We start from the raw sequence: 17949 nt of genomic DNA on the forward strand, positions 1-17949 counted from the left end.
CATGTCAGGGTCAAGGTCTATCTTTTCCGTCCCCACTTCGGTCAAAGTACGTCCACCTGTCTTTCATATTGGTTTACCGAGCCTTGGCCAAGAGTCGGCTCGGCCGGGGAGGACGTCACAACGTTGAAGACCACCAGGAGAACCGCTGCGGCCACCACGGCTGCGGCGGTCATCGTCACGCTCGGCGCGGGTCTGTTCCCGAGCAGCGCCGTCGCGGCCGGTTCGGCTGCCACGCCGAAGGACCCGGCCGACGCCGTCCAGTCCGTCAACACCGAGCACAACATTCCGGGCCCGCTGACCGAGAAGGTCGACGCCGAGCGCAAGGCCGCCACCGAGCAGCTGCTCGACGGCACCGCGCAGGTCGAGCAGCACAACGGCAGCACCAGCGTGAAGCTCGGCAAGGACAAGTACGTCGAGCTCGCCCGTGAGCGCACGGACAAGATCTTCACGATCCTCGTCGACTTCGGCGACCAGGTCGACAACACCACCAAGACCGCCGACGGCAAGGTCAAGTACGGTGGCGAGGCCGGTCCCAAGCACAACGAGATAGCCGCGCCGGACCGCGCCACCAACAACTCGACCGCCTGGCAGGCCGACTACAACCAGCAGCACTACCAGGACCTGTACTTCGCCAAGGACAAGGCCTCGCTGAAGACCTTCTACGAGAAGCAGTCCTCGGGCCGCTACTCGGTCGACGGCGTGGTCTCGGACTGGGTCCGGGTGCCGTGGAACGAGGCCCGCTACGGCTCCGACTACTGCGGCTCCAACGTCTGCGCCAGCGCCCAGGACCTGATCCGGGACGCCGTCGACATCTGGTACAAGGACCAGGTGGCGAAGGGTCAGACCCAGGAGCAGATCAAGGCGACCCTGGCCTCCTACGACCAGTGGGACCGCTACGGCTCGCACCACGACGGGAACTTCAACCAGCCCGACGGGTACATCGACCACTTCCAGATCGTGCACGCCGGTGAGGACAAGTCGGCCGGCGGCGGCAAGCAGGGCAGCAAGGCCCTGTGGGCCCACCGCTCCTACGTCTACGGCAACCTGACGGGCCAGGCCGGCCCCGACGGCAACAAGCTCGGCGGCGTCCAGGTCGGCGACACCGGCTTCTGGATCGGCGACTACACGATGCAGCCGGAGAACGGCGGCCTCGGCGTCTTCGCCCACGAGTACGGCCACGACCTCGGTCTGCCGGACCTCTACGACACCGCGGGCAAGGGCATCGACAACTCGGTCGGCTTCTGGTCCCTGATGTCCTCCGGCTCCTGGCTCGGCGAGGGCAAGGACAGCATCGGCGACATGCCGAACGACCTCGACGCCTGGAGCAAGTACCAGCTCGGCTGGCTGAAGGCCGACCGCGCCAAGGCGGGCACCGAGTCGACGCACCACATCGGCCCGGTGGAGTACAACACCAACCTGCCGCAGGCGCTCATCGTCGACCTGCCGAAGAAGTCGATCACCACGGAGATCAACAAGCCGTTCGGCGGCCAGTCCGAGTGGTGGAGCGGCAGCGCCGACAACCTGAACGTCACGCTCACCCGTGACATCGACCTGACCGGCAAGACCAAGGCCAGCATCAACGCCAAGGCCTGGTACGAGCTGGAGCAGGACTTCGACTACGCCTTCGGCGAGGTCTCCGTCGACGGCGGCAAGACCTGGACCGTCGTGGACGGCACCTGGAACGGCGCCGCGCTCCCCAAGGAGAACGGCCGTCCGGCCGTCAGCGGCCTCGCCGCCACCTGGGGCGACCTGTCCTTCAACCTGGACGCCTACGCCGGGAAGAAGATCCAGTTCCGCTACCACAACACCACCGACGGCGGCCTGCACTACCGGGGCTTCGCGGTGGACGACATCTCGGTGGTCGCCGACGGCGCCACGGTGTTCAGCGACGACGTGGAGAAGGGCGACAACGGCTGGACCGCCGCCGGCTTCACCCGCTTCGGCGGCTCGTTCACCAAGGAATACGGGCAGTACTACATCGCCGAGAACAAGCAGTACGTCTCGTTCGACCAGACGCTGAAGACCGGCCCGTACAACTTCGGCTTCGCCGACAAGCCGAGCTGGGTCGAGCACTACGCGTACCAGCCCGGCCTGCTGATCTGGTACTGGGACCAGTCCCAGACCGACAACAACGTCAGCGCCCACCCGGGCCACGGCCTCGTGCTGCCGGTCGACTCGCACCCGGCCCCGCTGAAGTGGGCGGACGGCACCCTGATGCGTCCGCGCATGCAGGGCTTCGACTCGACCTTCGGTTCGCGCCGCGTCCCGGCGCTGACCCTGCACAAGGCCGGCGTCGAGACGGTCGTCCCGAAGTCCAAGGGCGTCGACGAGTTCAACGACCTGAAGTCCTGGTGGTCCAAGGACGACCAGTACAGCGGTGTGGACGTCCCGAAGACGGGCACCAGCATCGAGGTCGAGAACGAGTCCTCGAACTACCTGGAGACCTGGATCCGGGTCCGTCCGGTCGACAACTGATCGGTGAGCTGACGTAGTTGATCCGTCGGTCCGACCCGTCCCCGCACTGCGCGGGGGCGGGTCGGACGCTTTTCAGGCCTTGCGCTCGGGCAGGCGGTCGAGGAAGGCCGCGACCGCCTCCGCGATCCCGGCGGCCGTCCAGTCCAGCGCCTCGGCGGCCACCGTGACCTCGGTCATCGCCAGCCCCGGCGGGCCGGGCTCGCGCCAGCTGCCGAACAGGCCCACCTTGGCGTCCTCGGCCAGCCCCAGGCCCGCCTCCTCCAACTCCGCGGCCGGGTAAGGCAGCCAGAGCTGGAACTGGTGGGTGTGCGGCGGCGCCGGATGCACCCGGGCGCCGGGCACCGCGGCGACGGCCTCGGCCAGCGCGCCGGCGACCGTCCGGGCGTGGGCCACGTACCCCTCCAGGCGCGGGAGTTCGCGCTCCAGCCCGGCGAGCGCGGCCAGCGCGGGCGGCCACTGCTGGAACAGCTGGCCGCCGTACCGGTGCCGCCAGGCCTTCGCCGTCCGCACGAAGCGCTCCGGACCGGCCAGTGCGGCGCCGCTGATCCCGCCGAGGGTCTTGTAGAAGGAGACGTACACCGAGTCGGCCAGCGCGGCGACCTCCGGCAGCGAGCGGCCGAGGTGGAACACCGACTCCCAGAGCCGCGCGCCGTCCAGGTGCAGCGCCGCGCCCTGTTCCGCCCGCACGACCTCGGCGACGGCCACCAGCTCCGCCCAGTCGGGCAGCACGAAGCCGGCCTCGCGCAGCGGCAGTTCCAGGATCATCGCGGCGTACGGCTCGTCGAAGCAGCGCACCTCCTCGACGGTGGGCAGGCGCGGGGCGAGGGTCGGCCAGACGCTCCGCAGGCCGGTCAGCACGCCGAGCGCGTGGCGCTCGTGCTGGTCGGTGTGGCCGAGCGGGTGGGTGGCCACGGTGGGCAGCCCGGCCGCCTCGGCGTGGATCCGCAGCGCGACCTGCTGGGCCATCGTGCCGGTCGGGAAGAAGGCCGCGTCCTCGGTGCCGAGCAGGTCCGCGACCCGGCGCTCCAGCGCGCGGACCACGCCGTCGCCGTACTGGTCCGGACGCCCGTCGAGGTCGTGGACGCCGTCCGCCTCCCCGGCCAGGGCGGCGAGGTGTTCGCGCAGGCTCTTCGGCCGGTGGCCGGAGAGCAGCCGCTCGCAGCCGCGCTGGGCGGCGAAGCGGCGGTCCTGGAGGCTCGGGCGGCGGGGGCCGTCGAGGTCGTCGCTGCTGTTGGCATACATGCGTCGATCGTCCCCCAGCGGAGGCTCCCGGTCAGCGGTGCGGACGCGAGCGGCGGGCGCGGCCGGCGGCAAACCTCACGGCCGCGTGGTGCTGGTCACAGGACTCGGAGGCGGTACGACCGGCGGTAGTAGACGGCGTCGACGGGCGCGGCGGACGACGCGGACCGTGGGCCGACCATCGGATTTCATGATCGTTGCTCCGTCGGCTTGAATCTCCGGCGCGACACCGACTACACGCCGTAGTACGTCACCGCGTTTGGGAGTCCGCTCGGTGACGGTTAAAGCTGAGTGGTCCCCCGCTCAGCACACGCCGCGCCCGACCGGGCCCTTCGTGCTGCCCTGCTACGACCGTGATTGGGCCCGCCATGTCCTCTGTCCCGCCCGTGGGGCCGGCCCTGCGCCGGCTCGCCGCCCGCACGGCGGCCCAGGCGGCGGCCTGGCAGCCCCGACTCGGCCACGCCGTCCGCACCCTCGGCGCCCACGCCGCGCCGGTGCTCGCGCTCGCCGAGGCCCGGCACCCGCTGCCCGGCGCCCGGGTGTGGGCCGACCGTGAGCGGGCCGTCGTCGCCGCCGGGGGCACCGCGGTGCTGCTGGCCGGCGCGCTGCTCGTCGCCGCGCCCGGCAGCGCCTCCGCGCAGACGGTCCTCCCGACCACCCCCGGCAGCTCGGCCTTCACCGCGCCGCAGGCCACGGTGCCCGTCCCCGGCATGGTGCAGGTGGCCGGGCCGAGCCCGTACCGGCTCCCGGAGGACAGCGAATCGGCGCAGGCGGACGTGGCGATGGCCCCCAACCTGCTGCCGGTCGAGCCGGCCGCCGAGCCGGCCCCGGCGGCGCCGACCCCCGAAGGCGGGGAGGCCGTGCCCGCGCCCGCCGCGGCGCCCGACTGGTCCGCTCCCGTCCCGGGCGCGCCGACCAGCAATCCGTACGGGGTGCCCAACTCCGAGTACGCGGCGGGCTACCACACCGGGGTGGACTTCGCGATCGACCCGGGCACGCCGCTGCTGGCGGTCGGGAACGCGACCGTGGTGTCGGCCGGCTGGGACGGCTCGTACGGCAAGGAGGTCGTGCTGCGGCTGGCGGACGGGCGCTTCGCGCAGTACGCGCACCTGTCCTCGGTGGAGGTGTCGCCCGGCCAGCAGGTCTCGGCGGCCGAGGAGATCGGGCGCTCCGGGAGCACCGGCAACTCGACCGGGCCGCACCTGCACTTCGAGATCCGCACCAGCAACCGGTACGGCGCGGTGATCAACCCGGTCGCGTACCTGGCCTCGCACGGCGTCACGGACTTCTGAGGTCCGGAGGTCCCGAGGGGGACGGGGCGGCTCGCGCGCCGGGCCGCCCGTCCGTCGTGACCGGGCCCGGGTGTGATCGGGCCCGGGTGTGCTCAGGCCTGGGCCGGGGCGGGAACCGGGCGGTCGATCAGGGCGCCGATCTCCAGCGCGACCTCGCGGGCGGCGGCCATCGCCTCCTCCACGGTGGCCTGCGGCGACTCGTGCCACAGGTGGTCGACGTGGTCGGTGCCGGTCTCGTCCTGCTTGAGCAGGAACATCGCCGAGTTGATGGTGAAGAGCGACATCGCGGCGCGCAGCCGGTCCTGGAAGCTCGCGTCCGGCCCGTGCACGAGGCGGACCATCGCGATCATGCGCTCCTTGAACTCCAGGCCGGCCGGCGACTCGCGCAGGGCGGGCTGGTTCTCGTGGAAGAAGCGCAGCAACGGCGCGCGCTCGGACATCCCGGCCGCGAAGCGGCGGATCAGCTCGTCGCGCAGCTCCGGCGTCCAGGGCTGCTGCCGGCCCCACTCGATGGTCTCGTCGATCGGCGCGGCCATGGACTCGACGATCCCGTGGACGATGTCGTCCTTGGTCTTGAAGTGGTAGTAGAGCGCGGCCTTGGTGACGCCCAGGCGGTCGGCGATCTCGCGCAGCGAGGTCTGCTCGTAGCCCTGCTCGGCGAAGAGCTCCAGAGAGACCGCGATGATGCGGGCCCGGGTGTCGTTGCGCGGGCTGTGCGTCGTACCCATGGCCTGCCTCATGACTGCGTCGGTGACTGCTGCGGACGCCGGCGGTGCCCGCCCCCCGGGACACATTCTCCCTGCCCAGGCGGCCGGGATGGAAACTGGCTTGACGACCGGCTAGTGGACAACTTACCGTGCCGACGGTCCATAAACTAGCCGGGCGACAAGTAAGTAGCCGCTCCAGGCCCGACGATCGTCCACACCCAGTCCCGGGAGACACCACCCCATGTCACAGTCCAAGACCGCCGACCCGGTGCCGGAGGACAAGCAGGCCGAGGAGGAACAGCCGCGGTCACCCCGCGAGATCCGCCTCGTGATGGTCGGCCTGGTCGTCACGATGCTCCTGGCCATGCTCGACAACCTGATCGTCGGCACCGCGATGCCCACGATCGTCGGTGACCTCGGCGGCGCCGAGCACCTGTCCTGGGTGGTCACCTCGTACACCCTGGCCACGGCCGCCTCGACCCCGATCTGGGGCAAGCTCGGCGACCTCTACGGCCGCAAGGGCACCTTCCTCACCTCGATCGTCATCTTCCTGGTGGGCTCGGCACTGTCCGGCCTGTCGCAGAACATGAACGAGCTGATCGGCTTCCGCGCCCTGCAGGGCCTGGGCGCCGGCGGTCTGATGGTCGGCGTCATGTCGATCATGGGCGCGCTCGTGCCGCCGCGCGACCGCGGCAAGTACCAGGGCATGTTCGCCGCGGTGATGGCGCTCGCCACCATCGGCGGCCCGCTCGTCGGCGGTTTCATCACCGACCACCTGAGCTGGCACTGGACCTTCTACATCAACCTGCCGCTCGGCGTGATCGCGCTCGCCGTGGTCGTCGTCACCCTGAAGCTGCCCAAGGTCCGCAACAACGCCCGGATCGACTACCTGGGCGCGATCCTGCTCACCACCGGCATCACCTCGCTCGTGCTGATCACCACCTGGGGCGGCCAGCAGTACGCGTGGGGCTCGAAGCAGATCCTCGGCCTGGCCGCGCTGGCCGCCGCCTCGCTGATCGCCTTCTGCTACGTGGAGCAGCGGGTCGAGGAGCCGATGCTCCCGCTCAGCCTGTTCAAGAACCTGAACTTCACCCTGGTCTCGATCATCGGCTTCATCGTCGGCTTCGTGATGTTCGGCGCGACCGTCTTCCTGCCGCTCTACCAGCAGATCGTGCAGGGCGCCTCGGCGACCAACTCCGGCCTGCTGCTGATGCCGATGATGTTCGGCATGCTGGTCGTCTCGCTCGTGGTCGGCCAGGTCGTCACCAAGACCGGCAAGTACCGGATCTTCCCGGTCATCGGCACCATCGTGATGACCGGCGGCATGGTCCTGCTCTCCACCATGGGCACCGAGACCAGCAGCTTCACGTCCGCCTGCTGGATGGTCGTGCTGGGCGCCGGCATGGGCTTCCTGATGCAGATCACCATGCTGGTCGCGCAGAACAGCGTCGAGCTCAAGGACATGGGCGTGGCCAGCTCCACCGCCACCCTGTTCCGCACGATCGGCGGTTCCTTCGGTGTCGCGCTGTTCGGCGCCCTGTTCAACAACCGGGTCGCCGACACGATGAAGGAGCGGCTGGGCGAGCACGCCTCGGCCGGCGCGTCGAAGGCCGACCCGAGCCAGATGAGCCCGGCGGCGCTGAAGCAGCTGCCCGCCCCGGTCCAGGACGCCTACCACCACGCGGTGGCCAACGGCATGCACACCGTCTTCCTGTGGGGTGCGGCGGTGGCCGTGATCGCGATCGCCGCCTCGGTCTTCATGCGCGAGGTGCCGCTGCGCGGCGCCGGCAAGGACGAGAAGGCGGCCGAGGCCTCGCTGGAGGCCGCGGCCGTCTGACGGCCCCTGCCGTGCGCGGCTGATCGACGCGACGCCCCCGGAGGGTTCTCCGGGGGCGTCGTCGTGTGTCGGGGCAGGTCTACTGCCATCGGGGCAGAGTTACTGCGGGAGGCGGTAGACGCCCTGCTCGACGGGCTCGACCAGGCCGTCCGCCACGAGGCCGTCCAGGGCTCGGGCCCGCTGCACGGCGTCCGGCCAGACCGCGTCCAGCCGGGCCTGCTCGACCGAGCCGTGCGCCTCGCGCAGGACGGCGAGCAGCTTGCCGCGCACCTGCCGGTCCGTCCCCTCGTAGGACTGGCCGCGCCGGGCCGGGCCCTCGTACGGCGGGCGGCCGGCCCGTTGCCAGGCGCAGTGGGTGAACAGCGGGCAGTCGCCGCACTCGGGGCCGCGGGCGGTGCAGACGAGCGCGCCCAGCTCCATCACGCCGACCGCCCAGGTGGCGGCCGTCCCGGCGTCGTCGGGCAGCAGCGCGGTCGCCGTCCGGCGCTCGGCCGCCGTGGTGGCCTGGGCCGGGTACTCGACGCCCGTCACCGCGCGGGCGAACACCCGGCGGACGTTGGTGTCCAGCACGACGTGGCGCTGGCGGAAGGCGAAGGACGCGACGGCCGCGGCCGTGTACTCCCCCACCCCGGGCAGCGACAGCAGCGTGGCGTGGTCGTCCGGCACCTCGCCGCCGTGCTCCTCGGTGATCGCCACCGCCGCCGCGTGCAGCCGCAGCGCGCGCCGCGGGTAGCCGAGCCGGCCCCACATCCGGACCGCCTCGCCGGGGGCGTCGGCCGCGAGGTCGGCGGGGGTGGGCCAGCGCTCCAGCCACGCCTCCCAGGCGGGCAGGACCCGCTTCACCGGGGTCTGCTGGAGCATGAACTCGCTCACCATGACCGCCCAGGGCGACGCGTCGGGCGTGCGCCAGGGGAGGTCGCGCTTGCTGGCCTCGTACCAGTCGAGGACGGTCGCGTGCAGCGCCGGCAGCGGGAGGGGCAGCCGAAGGGCGGGTCCTGCGGGGGAAGGAGACACGGTGGTGGCGGTGGCGGTGTTGGAAGTCATGGCCCTTCGATCCTCCCACGCCCACGGACCCGGCCGAAGTGGAGTAGGTGATTCCGGATCCTGTGGAATTTCCGGGCGGACACGCCGGAAGACCTCCCTCGAACGGCTCAAATGGCGGATCATGTGAAGGAAGGGGCGACTGTGCGGTGTTGGTGAGTCAATCGCCACACACTGTCTCGTAGAGTTCGGGTGTGCCCTCTCTGCGTCAACCCGTGGGACCGTTGCCGGCCTCGATCTACTGGCGACGGCGTGTCGTCGTGCTCGCCGCCGTGGCCGCGGTCATCGCCCTCATCGCCTGGCTGATGTCCGATCAGGGCGGCGGCGGTGACGACGGATCACAGAGCAAGGCCGCGCAAGCCGCGCCGACCCAGTCCCAGACACCCGCTCAGGCCATCACGCCCGGCGCCTCGCCGAGCGGCCCCGCGGCGCGCCCCGGCGGCGGCAGCACCGGCGGCTCCGGCGGCGGCACGGGCGGTACCGTCCCCGGCTCGGGCGGGGGCGGCGGCGAGGTCAGCCTCAGCACCGGCGGCACGGGCACCGGCGGCGCGGCCGGCCCGGCCCCTGCCACCGGCGGTGCCGGCGGCGCGGCGGCGGGTGGTACGGCGGGTGGTGCAGCCGGTGGCACCGGCGGCGGTGCGGGCGGCTCCGGTGGCGGCGCCCCCGCGGTGAACACGCCCGACGTGATGGCGCTGCCGATCTGCGCCACCTCGCAGGTGGCCCTGGAGCTGGCCAGCCCGCAGAACTCGTACCAGTCCAAGGACAAGCCGCGGTTCGCCCTGACGGTGAAGAACTCCTCCGGCGCCAACTGCCGCGTGGACCTGGGCCGGACGACCTCGGTGGTCACCGTGACCGCCGCCAACAAGGGCGACCGGGTCTGGTCCTCCGGCGACTGCCCGACCGACCGGGGCAGCCTCTGGGTGCAGCTCCCGGCCAACGGCAGCCAGATCGAGACGTTCACCTGGGACCGCAGCCGCAGCAAGCCGCAGTGCGCCACCCCCGACCCGGCGCCCCCGGCGAACGACACCTACGTGGTGAACGCCGACGTCACCGGCCTCACCGGGGACAAGGTCTCGGCGCGCATCTCGATCCGCCTGGACGGCTGACCGGCCGTCACCCCGCCCGTACGCCGAAGCCCCCGATCCGCGAACCGCGGTCGGGGGCTTCGGTGTTGTGCGGGACGATCGTTGTGCGGCCGATGGATGCCTGACGGCCGATCCGGCGATCCGGCGATCCGGCGATCCGGCGATCCGGCCGAGGGTCAGACGTAACGCTCCAGGATGGACGATTCGGCAAGGCGGGACAGGCCCTCGCGGACCGAGCGGGCCCGGGTCTCGCCGACGCCCTCGACCGTCTGCAGGTCGTCGATGCTCGCCGCGAGCAGCTTCTGCAGCCCGCCGAAGTGCTCGACCAGGCGCTCTATCACCGTGTTGGGCAGGCGCGGGATCTTCGCCAGCAACCGGTAGCCGCGCGGCGAGACGGCGGCGTCCAGCGACTCCGGCGAGCCGGAGTAGCCGAGCGCCTTGGCGACCGTCTGCAGGTCGAGCAGCTCGGCGTGGGTGAGCGCCTCCAGGTCGGCCAGCACCTCGGTGACCGTCCGGCCCTTCTTGGCGGCCCGCTCCGGGAAGTAGTCCCGGGCGACCAGCTCGCGCTCCGGTTCCACGCCCGCGATCAGCTCGTCCAGCTGGAGCGACAGGAGGCGGCCGTCGATGCCGAGCTCCAGCACGTAGCCGGCGATCTCGGTGGCGATCAGCCGGACCATCTCCAGGCGCTGGGCGACGGCGGTGACGTCCCGGACCGTCACCAGGTCCTCGATCTCCAGCGCGGACAGCGTGCCGGCCACCTCGTCCAGACGGAGCTTGTAGCGCTCCAGGGTGGCGAGCGCCTGGTTGGCGCGGGAGAGGACGGTGGTCGAGTCCTCCAGCACCCGCCGGGTGCCGTTGACGTACATCGCGATCAGCCGCATCGAGTGCGAGACCGCGACCACCGGGTAGCCGGTCTGCCGGTTGACCCGCTCGGCGGTGCGGTGACGGGTGCCGGTCTCGTCGGTGGGGATCGTGGAGTCCGGCATCAGGTGGACGCCGGCCCGGACGATCTTGGTGATGTCCTTGTCCAGCACCACCGCGCCGTCCAGCTTGCACAGCTCGCGCAGCCGGGTCGCGGTGAACTCGACGTCCAGGACGAAGCCGCCGGTGCAGATCGACTCGACGTGCTTGTCGAAGCCGAGCACGATCAGACCGCCGGTGTTGGCCCGCAGGACCCGCTCCAGGCCGTCGCGCAGCCCCGTGCCGGGCGCGATCGCGCTGAGGGAGGCCCGCAGCAAGGCCTCCTCACGGGAGGACTTGTCCGCCCCCCGGTCGCTGGCTGCCACGTGACTCCTCCGGTCGCCCGTGCCGCGCGCCTCGCGCCGTGCGCCCGGCCTGCGGTCTGTTGCTCTGTCGCTCAGTACCGCTCGGTACTCGCCTTCTCGTCAATGAGACAGGGGAAAGTCTAACTGCGTGTGGCGGGGACAGGGCTTGGGTCAGCGCAGTTCGTCGGAGTCGAGCGGCTCCCAGCCGTCCATCAGCTCCTCCGGGTAGGCGGCGACCCGGGCCTGGCGCGGGGCCGGCGGCGCCGACGGTGCCTCACCACGCGCCTCACTGCGCGCCTCACCACGTGCCTCACCGCGCGGCTTGGCGGCGGCCCGGCGACGGCCCGGGATGGCGCGCAGCGCCTCGCCGATGTCGGCCACCTCGACCACCTTCATGCCCGGCGGCACCTTGCCCGGGTCCGGCGGGACGAGGGCGTGCGTGAAGCCCAGCCGGTGCGCCTCGGCGAGCCGGCGCTGCACACCCGTCACCCGCCGCACCTCGCCCGCCAGGCCGACCTCGCCGATCGCCACCAGGTTGCTCGGCAGCGGGGTGTCGGTGGAGGAGCTGGCCACCGCGAGCGCGACCGCGAGGTCCGCGGAGGGCTCGCTGAGCTTCACGCCGCCGACCGTCGCGGTGTAGATGTCCTGCTTGCCGAGCTTCACGCCACCGTGCCGCTCGACGACCGCCAGGATCATCGCGATCCGCGGCGACTCCAGGCCGGAGGTCGTCCGGCGCGGCGACGGGATCTGCGAATCCACCATCAGTGCCTGCACCTCGGCCACCAGCGGGCGCTTGCCCTCCAGCGTGACGGTGAGGCAGGTGCCGGGGACGGGCTTGTCACGCCTGGTCAGGAAGAGGCCGGACGGATCGGCCAGGCCGACGATGCCCTCGTCGTGCAGCTCGAAGCAGCCGACCTCGTCGGTGGCGCCGTAGCGGTTCTTGACCCCGCGGATGAGCCGCAGCCGGGCGTGCCGGTCCCCCTCGAAGCTCAGCACGACGTCCACCAGGTGCTCCAGCAGGCGCGGGCCGGCGATCTGGCCGTCCTTGGTGACGTGACCGACCAGCAGCGTGGCCATGCCGCGCTCCTTGGACGCCCGGATCAGCGCGCCCGCCACCTCGCGGACCTGCGCCGGGCCGCCGGGGGCGCCGTCCAGCTCGGCGGAGGCGATGGTCTGCACCGAGTCGAGGATCAGCAGGCCGGGGCCGACCGCCTCGATGTGCCCGAGCACCGCGCCGAGGTCCTGCTCGGCGGCGAGGTAGAGGTGCTCGGAGAGCGCGTCGATCCGGTCGGCGCGCAGCCGGACCTGGCCGGCCGACTCCTCGCCGGTGACGTACAGCGTGCGGTGCTGGGCGGTGGCCGCCTTCGCGGCGACGTCCAGCAGCAGGGTGGACTTGCCGACACCGGGCTCGCCGGCCAGCAGCACCACGGCGCCGGGGACGAGACCGCCGCCGAGGACCCGGTCCAGCTCCGGGACGCCCGTCGACCTGGCCGTCGCGACCTGGCCGTCCACCTGGGCGATCGGGCGGGCCGGCGCGCTGACCGGGCCGGCCGCCGTCGTCCGGATCGGCACCGCGCCGTACTCCTCCACCGTGCCCCAGGCGTTGCACTCCGGGCAGCGGCCGACCCACTTGGGCAGCTGGTTGCCGCACTCGGTGCAGCGGTACGCCGGGCGCGGCTTGGCGGTGGTCTTGGTACGGGCAGCCATGGGGCCCACCGTAGCGTCTGGGTACGACAGTGGCGGGTACGGCCGTGCGGGGGCCGGGTCCGATCCGGGTCCGGTCCGGGCCTGGGTCCGGATCGGCTTCCGTTCAGGGCCGGGCGTCCACACACGTGGGCGATGTTGTTACCCGAAAGAAGTACATACGCCGGGAATCAGCCGGACGGGCCGCCCGTCGTCCCTACCGTCGGACGGGTGACAACGCGTACTGATGGGCCGCCGCGCGCGGAAAGACCGGCGACGGCCGTGCTCGCGGCGTACGACCGGCAGGTGGACGGCCTGTTCACCTACTGCCTCTCGGTGCTGTGCGAGCACGACAGCGCCGCCGACACCCTGCGCGAGGTCCGCGACCTGGCGCAGCGGCACGGCGGACGGCTGGCCGAACCCGGGCTCGTCCGGGCCTGGCTGTTCTCGCTCGCCCGGTACTGCTGCCTGCGGCGGCTCGCGGACGGCACCGGGGGGACGGCCGGCACCGGGCTGACGGAGGCCGAGGCGGCCCGGCGCCGGCGCGAGCTGGCCTCGCTCGCCTGGCCGGAGGCGGCCGGGACCGACCCCGAGCAGCGGGAGGCCCTGGAGCTGTCGGTCCGCCACCGGCTGACCCCGCTGGAGGTGGCCGCGGTGCTCGGGCTGCCGTTCGACGCGACCCGGGCGCTGCTCGGCGCGGCGGAGGCGGAGGTCGCCCGCACCAGGTCGGCGCTGCTGGTGCTCGGCGTGGGCAGCTGCCCGGAGCTCGACCGGCTCGGCGGGGCCGGGGCGGAGAGCTGGCGGGACTGGGTGCTCGGGCCGGCGCTGCGGCGGGAGCTCGTGCAGCACGTCGTCGACTGTCCGACCTGCCGGGGTACGGCGGAGCGGGTGGCGGGCGAGGCGACGGACGGTGCGGGGCCGGCGGGTCCAGCGGGTCCGGCTGGGCCGGCTGGGCTGGCCGGGCTGCCGTTGCTGGCGGCGCCCGCCGCGCCGGCCTCGTCCGCGCCGGACGGCATGGTGGCGTACCTGCCGCAGGCGTCCGGGGCCGGGCGCAGTGCGAGTGCGGAGGCGGCCGTCGAACCGGGTCTGCGGTTCGACCAGAGCGGGTTCCCGCGGCACCGCGCGCCGGACGCGGGGCGCGGACTGGCCGTCCGGCGTCGGGTGGTGACCACCGGGGTGCTCGCGGCCGTGCTGGCGGCGCCGGTGGTCGCGCTGTGGGCCGGCCACCGGGGTGGTGGCGGGCCCGGGGCGACGGCGGCCGTGTCCTCGGTGCGGGTGGACGAGGCCGGGCGGCAGGCGGAGCAGCGGCCGGCGGGGGCCGGCGGGGTGGGGGTCACCACCTCGGGCGCGGGTTCCGTCGGTGGGACGGGGGTGCCCGGGGTGGAGCTCGCGGGGGCCGGGGCGACGGGTGCAGAAACGTTCTTCCCCGGCTTCCGCGGGCCCGTGCTCCAAGGTCCCGCCGTCCCCGTCCCGGGCCGGGGCGCGACGCCGCTCGGCAGCCCCGCCCTGATCGCCACCCCCGCGACGGCGGTCGGACCGGCCGCCGGATCCGGCTGGGCCGCGGGCGGCGGCGCCGACCGGCCCGCACCGGTCGGGCTGCTCACCGTCGAGGCGGGCGAGTACGGCAACCGGACGGTCCTCACGCTCACCAACTCCGGTGGCAGCGAGATCCGTTGGCACGCGGTCGTGGACGCGGCCTGGCTCCGGCTGAGCCGCGACTCCGGGACGCTCGAACCGGGCCAGCGCATCACGGTGATCGTCACGGTGGACGACGGCCTCGCTCCCACGACGCACTGGACGGCCCGGATCGCGCTGCCGCCGTCCGAGGCCGTGGTCACCCTGGAGGGCGGCCCGCAGGACCACGGCGGCTCCGCCCCGCCGTCCGCCTCACCGACGCCGACCGCGGCACCGACGGCCACGGCCACGGCCACGCCCGCCCCGGGCACCACCCCGACCGCCACAGCCCCGCCCAGCGCGACTCCCGCACCGACCGCCACCCCGACGGCCACGCCCACGAGCACGCCGACATCCCAGCCCCCGACCCCGCCCTCGCACTCGCCGAGCCCGACGGCCACGGCGTCCCCGAGCGCGACGTCGACGCCGCACCCGCGGAGCGGCGCATCGGCCCCGCCGCAGCCTTCGCCGCGGTGAGGGAGCGCCTTTCGGCTCACACCGGAGGGCGGGCTGCGGCGTCAGGTGCACGCGACGGTGGGTGGGGCGTCTCCCGGCCCGAGCCGAGAGCGGTTCAGCGCCGGTGGATCAGGGGCACCTGGTACGTGCCGTCCAGGACGGACTGCTTCGGCCGGTAGAAGCGGATGATCGGGCGGAACTCGCCCGCCGGGGTGGGCAGCCAGTTCGCCAGTTCCGTCGGGTCCTCGGGCTCCTCGTGCTGCAGGGTCAGGGTGAGCGAGCCGTCCGCGCCGTGCACCAGGCCGGGGGTGCGGTCGCCGATCGAGTAGCGCTCGATCGGGTTGTCCACGAGGTAGTAGTCCGGCAGCGAGTACATCGTAACGGACCAGAACGCCTCGGCCGGCGGCGGCTGGTCGAAGCGGAGCGTGTAGCGGTTCGCGCCGCTGAGCGGGCGGCCGTCGGAGTCGTCGTACGTCATGGCGTACGAGGCCTCGTAGGCGTGGTTGCCCCACAGGCCGGCGCGGGCGGCGGCGGCCCGGCTGAGGTAGCCGGCGCGGCGGTCGGGGATGCGCCACTCGGGGTCGTCGATGGTGCCGGGGCCGAGGTGGTCGATGTTGTAGTCGAACAGGTGCAGCGCCGAGCGCCACTCCCCCAGCGGGTGGTCCTCGGGCGGGCGGGTGGCCGCCTCGACCCGTTCGCGCCCGGCGGCCAGGCCCTTGAGCAGGGTGTGGGTCCAGTCCGAGGCCGCCGCCCGGTACGGGGAGACGCCCTCGTCCAGCAGGCCCAGCGGGGCCAGCCGCCGCTCGTACTCGACGTCGGGCCCGGCGGGCGGGAAGGCCCGCATCCAGATCCGCATCCGTTCGAAGAACGCGAGCCGCTCGGGGACGTCCTGGTCGGGCTCGGGCAGGCCGGCGGCCAGGCCGCCGGGCTCCAGCGGGGTGAGGGTGAGCGCGTTCTGCAGGGCCTTGACCCGGGGGAGGTCGTCCGGGCCGGCGCAGGCGAAGCGGCCGACGACGGTCGCGACCGTGGTCGGCGCCTCGATCACCTTCTCCGGGTCGGGCGGGGTGCCGTGCCAGCCGGGCGGGACGACCAGCCAGGTCTGCGCGCCGGTGCCGGTGGCCCGGCTGCCGAGGTAGGCGAAGTTGTCGGTCCAGGCGCCGACGAACTGCAGCACGTAGTAGGCCCCGGCGGTGTCCGGGACGTGCAGCACCTGGGGGCCCTCGGAGAGGTCGAGCTGGGCGATCGAGTAGACGGTGTCGTTGTTGACCGAGACGAAGTCGTCCCCCGGGGCGGCCAGCCGGGTGGCGTGACTGAAGCGGTTGAACGTCGCCGCCGGCAGGGTGCCCATCCCGCCCTTGGTGAAGCGCTCGACCATCGTGAGGCCGGCGACGAGCGGGTAGCCGTAGACGTACGCGTCGGCGGCCAGGGCCTCCAGCTCGGGCTGGGTCATCGGGTGTCCTGTCGTGGTCGGTCGGGGGGGGTCGGGCCTGGGGAGTGGTCGGTCGGGGTGGTCGTGGCCGGTCGGGGTCAGGGGGCGAGCGGCGGTCAGCGCGGGGTGAGCGGCGGGAGCCGCCAGCGGCCGTCGAGTGCGGGCGCCTCGGGGCCGTGGAGCCGCAGGACGACGGTGAACGGGCCGTCCGGCGCCGGGAGCCAGTTGGCGGAGTGCTCGGCGTCGGCGGGGCGCTTGTGCCGGACGTGGAGCGTCAGACCGCCGTCCCGGTCGTGGACCAGGCCCGGGGTCCGGTCGCCGATCGCGTAGCGGTCGAGGGTGTTGTCGACCGGCCGGCGGTCCGGGAGCTCGTACAGGGCGGCGGACCAGGAGAAGCGGGCCGGCGGGAGCGCGCCGGGGCCGAACCGGATCGTGTAGTCGCGGTCGCTCGCGCTGGGCGGCCGGTGGCCCTCGCTGTCGGCCGTCCAGGCGCCGCACCAGACCTCCTCGGCGGGGAGGTCGTACGGGCCGAGCCGGGCGTCGAGGGCCTGGCGCAGGTAGTCGGCGCCGGTCTGCTCGCGGGTGCCGGCGAGGCCGCACGCGTCGGGGCGGGCGGCGGCCTCGCGCTCCAGCCGGGCCCGGGCGTCGGCGATGCCGCGCGCCATCTCGGCCCGCACGTCCAGCGGGAGGGCGGCGGGCTCGAACTCGCCGCGGCCGTCGATCCCGAGGTCGGTGAGGCGGCCGCGCAGGTCCGCCTCGGCGGGCGGGAGCGGGACGGCGGCCGGGTGGCGGGGCGACGGGAGCGGGAAGAAGCCGAGCAGGAAGTCGAGGAAGGCGAAGAACTCGACGGTGTCCGTCACCTCGTCCCGCCAGACCGGCCAGACCGGGTCCGGGGCGGGGTGCGGCGCCGGGGTGCCCTCGTACTCGTGCAGCGGCCGCAGCCGATACTGCTGCCGGACGGCCTCCATCGCGGCGACGTCGGCCGGCTCCGGCCCGGCGAGGTGCGTGCGGGCGACGATGCCGGCCAGACGGGTGGCGGTCCGGATCACGCTCCGGACGCCGGGCGGCGGCTCGCCCTGCCAGTCGGGGCCGGCCACCAGGTGGTCGCCGGCCTCCGGGCCGGTGGCGCGGGCGCCGACGAACCCGGCGTACACGGCGTCGAGTTCGTGGACCGGCAGCACGTAGTAGCGGTCGTCGGCGGGGACGGAGAGGACCCAGGGCTCGGCGCGCAGGTCGAGCCAGGCGGAGGAGGACGGGAGGTCGTGGTCGACGGCTCCCTCACCGGGGGGCGAGGCGGGGAGAGGCGCGGTGTGGGGGGTCGCGGTGCGGAGGGTCGCCGGGTCGAGGGCGGACGGCGGCGGGTGGTGGCGGAAGACCCCGAAGCCGCCGACGTACGCCGGATCGGCGTCGTCCAGCGCCTGCGCGTACAAGGTGCGGTAGTTCCGCAGGATCGGGTACCCGCGCAGCCACGCCTCGGCAGCCGTCGCACGGACGGTGGTCGGATCGACGAGGGCCGGGCTGACCATGGTGTCGCTCTCCCCAGCAGGATCAGGACAAATCACTACATAGGGGATGCTAGGCGGGGAGGCGCCGGTCAGCACCTGGAAGGGCGGGCGGAGGGAAGCGGAGGGAAGGGGAGGGAAGGGGACGCCCCGGGAGTGGAAAAGCGGGAGGGAAACGAGGGAAAACGGGAGGGAAGCAGGAGTGGGAAGTCGGCCGGGCCGACTTCCCACCCCCCCCCGCGGGCAGTGGGGGGGGCGCGGCAC

Annotated in this window: 12 protein-coding genes; 5 read left to right on the plus strand and 7 right to left on the minus strand. The window is 73.4% G+C overall.

Translation table 11 applies throughout. The annotated features are described in order from the left end of the window. The first annotated feature begins 123 nt into the window (after window positions 1–123). Complete coding sequence (locus tag ACFXDE_RS22900) at window positions 124–2475, plus strand: immune inhibitor A domain-containing protein (protein WP_380496660.1); 2352 nt, start codon at window positions 124–126, stop codon at window positions 2473–2475. Between the two features lie 72 nt (window positions 2476–2547). On the opposite strand, the gene ACFXDE_RS22905 is transcribed toward ACFXDE_RS22900, so the two are convergent. Beyond that, window positions 2548–3717 (minus strand): threonine aldolase family protein, encoded by a 1170-nt coding sequence (locus ACFXDE_RS22905; RefSeq protein ID WP_380496661.1) that lies wholly within the window; start codon window positions 3715–3717, stop codon window positions 2548–2550. 365 nt (window positions 3718–4082) lie between these two features. Between ACFXDE_RS22905 and ACFXDE_RS22910 the strand changes: the two genes are divergently transcribed. Next, on the plus strand, window positions 4083–5006 hold the full coding sequence (locus tag ACFXDE_RS22910) for a M23 family metallopeptidase (protein ID WP_380496662.1): 924 nt from the start codon (window positions 4083–4085) through the stop codon (window positions 5004–5006). A gap of 92 nt (window positions 5007–5098) precedes the next feature. Here ACFXDE_RS22910 and ACFXDE_RS22915 read toward each other — a convergent pair whose 3' ends face one another. Beyond that, complete coding sequence (locus ACFXDE_RS22915; protein WP_380496663.1) at window positions 5099–5746, minus strand: TetR/AcrR family transcriptional regulator; 648 nt, start codon at window positions 5744–5746, stop codon at window positions 5099–5101. A 208-nt stretch (window positions 5747–5954) separates the two neighbouring features. Between ACFXDE_RS22915 and ACFXDE_RS22920 the strand changes: the two genes are divergently transcribed. Then, a complete protein-coding gene (locus tag ACFXDE_RS22920; RefSeq protein ID WP_380496664.1) occupies window positions 5955–7550 on the plus strand; it encodes an MDR family MFS transporter in 1596 nt (531 codons plus the stop codon). 99 nt (window positions 7551–7649) lie between these two features. Here ACFXDE_RS22920 and ACFXDE_RS22925 read toward each other — a convergent pair whose 3' ends face one another. After that, window positions 7650–8594, minus strand: coding sequence for an A/G-specific adenine glycosylase (locus ACFXDE_RS22925; RefSeq protein ID WP_380496665.1), 945 nt, complete (start codon window positions 8592–8594; stop codon window positions 7650–7652). A 212-nt stretch (window positions 8595–8806) separates the two neighbouring features. On the opposite strand from ACFXDE_RS22925, the gene ACFXDE_RS22930 reads away from it, so the two are divergent. Further along, window positions 8807–9697, plus strand: coding sequence for a hypothetical protein (locus ACFXDE_RS22930; protein WP_380496666.1), 891 nt, complete (start codon window positions 8807–8809; stop codon window positions 9695–9697). Between the two features lie 155 nt (window positions 9698–9852). On the opposite strand, the gene disA is transcribed toward ACFXDE_RS22930, so the two are convergent. Further along, on the minus strand, window positions 9853–10962 hold the full coding sequence (gene disA, locus ACFXDE_RS22935; protein ID WP_380442406.1) for a DNA integrity scanning diadenylate cyclase DisA: 1110 nt from the start codon (window positions 10960–10962) through the stop codon (window positions 9853–9855). 150 nt (window positions 10963–11112) lie between these two features. Continuing rightward, on the minus strand, window positions 11113–12648 hold the full coding sequence (radA, locus tag ACFXDE_RS22940) for a DNA repair protein RadA (RefSeq protein ID WP_380496667.1): 1536 nt from the start codon (window positions 12646–12648) through the stop codon (window positions 11113–11115). A 207-nt stretch (window positions 12649–12855) separates the two neighbouring features. On the opposite strand from radA, the gene ACFXDE_RS22945 reads away from it, so the two are divergent. Next, window positions 12856–14775 carry a sigma-70 family RNA polymerase sigma factor gene (locus ACFXDE_RS22945; protein WP_380496668.1) on the plus strand — a complete coding sequence of 640 codons (1920 nt, stop codon included), beginning with the start codon at window positions 12856–12858 and terminating at the stop codon, window positions 14773–14775. A 94-nt stretch (window positions 14776–14869) separates the two neighbouring features. On the opposite strand, the gene ACFXDE_RS22950 is transcribed toward ACFXDE_RS22945, so the two are convergent. Together ACFXDE_RS22950 and ACFXDE_RS22955 are read right to left on the minus strand one after the other, a co-directional pair. Further along, window positions 14870–16204 carry a DUF1254 domain-containing protein gene (locus ACFXDE_RS22950; protein WP_380442413.1) on the minus strand — a complete coding sequence of 445 codons (1335 nt, stop codon included), beginning with the start codon at window positions 16202–16204 and terminating at the stop codon, window positions 14870–14872. 95 nt (window positions 16205–16299) lie between these two features. Next, window positions 16300–17709 carry a DUF1254 domain-containing protein gene (locus ACFXDE_RS22955; protein ID WP_380496669.1) on the minus strand — a complete coding sequence of 470 codons (1410 nt, stop codon included), beginning with the start codon at window positions 17707–17709 and terminating at the stop codon, window positions 16300–16302. Window positions 17710–17949: the final 240 nt, after the last annotated feature.

Origin of the sequence: Kitasatospora sp. NPDC059408, assembly GCF_042751525.1 — a bacterium.
Classification (GTDB): domain Bacteria; phylum Actinomycetota; class Actinomycetes; order Streptomycetales; family Streptomycetaceae; genus Kitasatospora.

Excerpts from the sequence above, each read along its gene's own strand:
- ACFXDE_RS22905 (WP_380496661.1), bottom strand. The coding sequence starts at position 3,717 with ATGTATGCCAACAGCAGCGACGACCTCGACGGCCCCCGCCGCCCGAGC.
- ACFXDE_RS22910 (WP_380496662.1), top strand. The coding sequence starts at position 4,083 with ATGTCCTCTGTCCCGCCCGTGGGGCCGGCCCTGCGCCGGCTCGCCGCC.
- ACFXDE_RS22915 (WP_380496663.1), bottom strand. The coding sequence starts at position 5,746 with ATGAGGCAGGCCATGGGTACGACGCACAGCCCGCGCAACGACACCCGG.
- ACFXDE_RS22920 (WP_380496664.1), top strand. The coding sequence starts at position 5,955 with ATGTCACAGTCCAAGACCGCCGACCCGGTGCCGGAGGACAAGCAGGCC.
- ACFXDE_RS22925 (WP_380496665.1), bottom strand. The coding sequence starts at position 8,594 with ATGACTTCCAACACCGCCACCGCCACCACCGTGTCTCCTTCCCCCGCA.
- radA (WP_380496667.1), bottom strand. The coding sequence starts at position 12,648 with ATGGCTGCCCGTACCAAGACCACCGCCAAGCCGCGCCCGGCGTACCGC.
- ACFXDE_RS22950 (WP_380442413.1), bottom strand. The coding sequence starts at position 16,204 with ATGACCCAGCCCGAGCTGGAGGCCCTGGCCGCCGACGCGTACGTCTAC.
- ACFXDE_RS22955 (WP_380496669.1), bottom strand. The coding sequence starts at position 17,709 with ATGGTCAGCCCGGCCCTCGTCGATCCGACCACCGTCCGTGCGACGGCT.